Origin of the sequence: Bacillus sp. AM 13(2015), assembly GCF_001518755.1 — a bacterium.
Taxonomy (GTDB): Bacteria; Bacillota; Bacilli; order Bacillales; family Bacillaceae; genus Bacillus; species Bacillus safensis.
The window spans coordinates 1-3,112 of the sequence record NZ_LKCP01000097.1 but is presented as its reverse complement, the minus strand read 5'-3'; the positions used below and the strand labels follow the sequence as shown (position 1 = coordinate 3,112).

The following is a 3,112-nucleotide window of genomic DNA, read 5'->3' as shown; positions in this document are numbered from 1 at the left end:
TAGTCATCACAGATATTTTAGAAAATGACTCCCTTGCTCTTGCACTCGGTGCAGAAGCAGCAAAAGTAGAAAAAGCATTTAACGTCACGCTTGAAAACAACACAGCTTTACTAAAAGGTGTTGTATCAAGAAAGAAACAAGTCGTACCTGCATTGACAGACGCACTTTCTTAATAAAACAAGACAAGACTGCTGAATCATTCAGCAGTCTTTTTTGTCTGTCTTTTTTTTAATGAATGTACGTATCACTCACGAGAATATCCTTTAACACACTTGTTGGAATCGTGAATTCAACTACGCCCATGTAACCAGGTGCCACATCATATTCATTAAAGGAAATCACCAGTTTGCCTTTTGAATTGATATAGAAGTTTTGATCTGGTTGAATCTTCTTAAACGGTTCAACCGTATCTTGCTTAGTAATCCAGTAAATCTTATTTGAATCCTCTTTCATCTGTTTCTTCATTTGTACTTTAATATTTTCACTAATCACATCTATATACCGATTATCTTTAAACAGACTTGGTAATGTAATGAGGACATGATTTTTCTTATCCACCGTATCATATGTCATTTCCTCTGCCGCAGAAGCCTGAGTCGTCACCTTGTATCGACCTAGTGAAAGAACTTGGTCATTGTTTGTTTTTACTTCATATCCGCTCTCTACACTCAAATGACCATTTTTATAACCCTTTGTTTCCTTTTCAAAATCTTGATACAGCTTTTTGTTTTCAGCTAAATATTTTTCATTCAGGCTGTCTTGTAATGTTCCGTCCCCAAGTCCTGAAACGTGTGGTGTTTTAAGATCAATATTCGTTCCATGATCGCTCTTTTTAAATTCTGTAAACGTCACGACTTTCACCAGCTCGCCAATGATAGGTACTTCTGAAATCGCTCTTGCTGCCTGTGGACTAACATTAACAGTTGTGACAAAAAGAGCAGCCGCTGCAACAAGTCCGATGGTCCATTGCTGAAAATGAGGTTTTTTGTTTTTTCTTTTTAACGTTCGTTCAATCATCGCATCATATTCCGGTGGTATAGGGATTTCTAAATATTCATCTTTTAAATGTTCCAAATACTTATCCATTTATATTTCCTCCTGTGATAATTCTACTTTTAAAAGCCGCAGCGCCTTATATAATCTTGTTTTAATGGTGTTTTCATTTTCATCGAGAATCTGGGCGATGTCCTCTAATTTTAGATCTTCAAAGAATCTCAAAATAATGATGACTCGATACATCTCAGGCAAATCTTCTATAGCCCGTTTGACGTCTTGATCCTCGTATACATCTGATTCGCCCTGTGATAAGAATTCAAGCGTATCATCATCTGTCACCTGCACCCGCTTCTTCTTTCGTAAAAAGTCTAGGGCAGCGTTCACCACGATTTTATAAAACCAGCTATGCATCTTGCTCGTATCCTCTAATCGATGAACAGATTTGAGTGCTTTATGAATAGCCTCCTGAACAACATCCATAGCATCTTCTGGGTTTTTGACATAACTATAGGACAACCGATAAAAACTGTGTTTATGCTCCATGACGTAATCCGCAAATTGATCGTCTATTTTTCGTTTCTTCATTTTACAAAGAGCTCCTTTATCTTAAATGCGCATCTGTTATTTCTTACATTGGATAGACGCGCGCCTTTTAAAAATAGTTTGCGCTCGGTTATTTTTTTAACATGTCATCGCATTTGCATTCCTATACAAAAAGAGCGAACCTGATGGGTTCACTCTTTCCAGACGGATAGTGTTTGATGGACAAACTGTTTTAGTGGAGAAAGCGGATGAATGATAGGAACGCCTGTCTCCCGCTCCATCTGCTGTGCCGCATGAACCATCGAAAGCTGCATCACACAAATATCTCTGCCTTTTTGCTTCATACATTTTCTCAGCTGCTCCATGATTTGTTCCTCATAGGCTTGCATATCACCGTTTAGGCAAAGATGAAAGACATCCTCCATCACAACCATTTCTACTTCAACCTGTTTACCCCGCTCTGTTGCATATGATTCAAGCCGCTGCATCGTTCCCTCCACTGTATTTGGGTTGGAAAACACAAGCTGAAGAGGCCCTTTTTTCTCACAAATCAGCTCAAATAACGGTTCATCGATCGGAACAATCGGTTGTTTAAAGAGGTGCTGCTGATCACCTAGAGCAGCAATGTATTGTGTACACGTGAGCAGAATGAGATCAGCTTCACTTTCTTGCTTTAATCTGTTGATAGCATACGTTTGCTGCTTGTGTTGATCAAACGAGGGATCTTGAGTGGCGCGTTCTATAAATGATGAATCGACTGTGTGATGCAAATCAACATCTGTATCACCAAAAACATCTTCTATATATGACTGATTGGACGGATGGGCGTGAAGGCAGTGTAATCGAATCATCAGGCTCTCTCCTCGTGAAAGTTTTCAATCATTATATCAATCCTTGTATGAAATAGGGAGCAGCATGACCATATTGTTAAGGAGATATTGAAGGAGGGATTTGAATTGAAAGAAGATCAACAGCCTAAACCATCTTCAGAGTCAGAAGAAACCTTAACGAATCGGCAAGGTCATCCCGTCACAGACAATCAAAATATGAGAACTGTTGGGAATAGAGGACCCACTACGCTTGAAAACTACGATTTCCTAGAGAAAATCAGTCATTTTGATCGAGAACGCATTCCTGAACGTGTTGTGCATGCACGCGGTGCCGGAGCTCACGGTTATTTTGAAGCCTATGGCACATTCGGCGATGAACCGATCTCCACCTATACGAGAGCGAAATTGTTTCAGGAGAAAGGGAAAAAGACGCCTGTTTTCGTTCGTTTTTCTTCTGTTATTCACGGCGGTCATTCGCCTGAAACATTACGCGATCCAAGAGGGTTTGCGATTAAATTTTATACAGAGGAAGGCAACTGGGATCTCGTGGGGAACAACCTGAAAATTTTCTTTATCCGAGATGCTTTAAAATTCCCTGATTTGGTTCATGCCTTTAAGCCAGACCCCGTCACCAATCGTCAGGACGGCGAGCGTATCTTTGATTTTGTCTCACAATCACCTGAAGCGACGCATATGGTGACATTTCTCTTTTCACCGTGGGGCATCCCAGCAACATACCGGCA

The 3,112-nt window shown here is 40.2% G+C and carries 4 protein-coding genes and 1 pseudogene; 2 read left to right on the top strand and 3 right to left on the bottom strand.

What is annotated here, in order from left to right:
• A partial coding sequence (locus tag AOQ70_RS18945) for a DHHA2 domain-containing protein (RefSeq protein WP_331457701.1) occupies nt 1-173 on the top strand: 173 nt, incomplete at its 5' end.
• Nucleotides 174-228: 55 nt separating this feature from the next.
• Here AOQ70_RS18945 and AOQ70_RS18940 read toward each other — a convergent pair.
• The 3 genes from AOQ70_RS18940 to AOQ70_RS18930 form a co-directional block, all read right to left on the bottom strand.
• The gene (locus AOQ70_RS18940; RefSeq protein ID WP_059378001.1) at nt 229-1,086 is read right to left on the bottom strand and encodes a DUF3298 and DUF4163 domain-containing protein; all 858 of its coding nucleotides are present in this window, start codon (nt 1,084-1,086) and stop codon (nt 229-231) included.
• Nucleotides 1,087-1,581: an RNA polymerase sigma factor gene (locus tag AOQ70_RS18935; protein WP_039182900.1), complete on the bottom strand. Its 495-nt coding sequence runs from the start codon at nt 1,579-1,581 to the stop codon at nt 1,087-1,089. It abuts the gene before it with no gap.
• 149 nt (nt 1,582-1,730) lie between these two features.
• Nucleotides 1,731-2,390, bottom strand: a complete 660-nt coding sequence (locus tag AOQ70_RS18930; RefSeq protein WP_059378000.1) for an aspartate/glutamate racemase family protein — start codon at nt 2,388-2,390, stop codon at nt 1,731-1,733.
• Between the two features lie 84 nt (nt 2,391-2,474).
• On the opposite strand from AOQ70_RS18930, the pseudogene katX reads away from it, so the two are divergent.
• A pseudogene (gene katX, locus AOQ70_RS18925) lies at nt 2,475-3,112 on the top strand (catalase KatX); the annotation flags it as partial.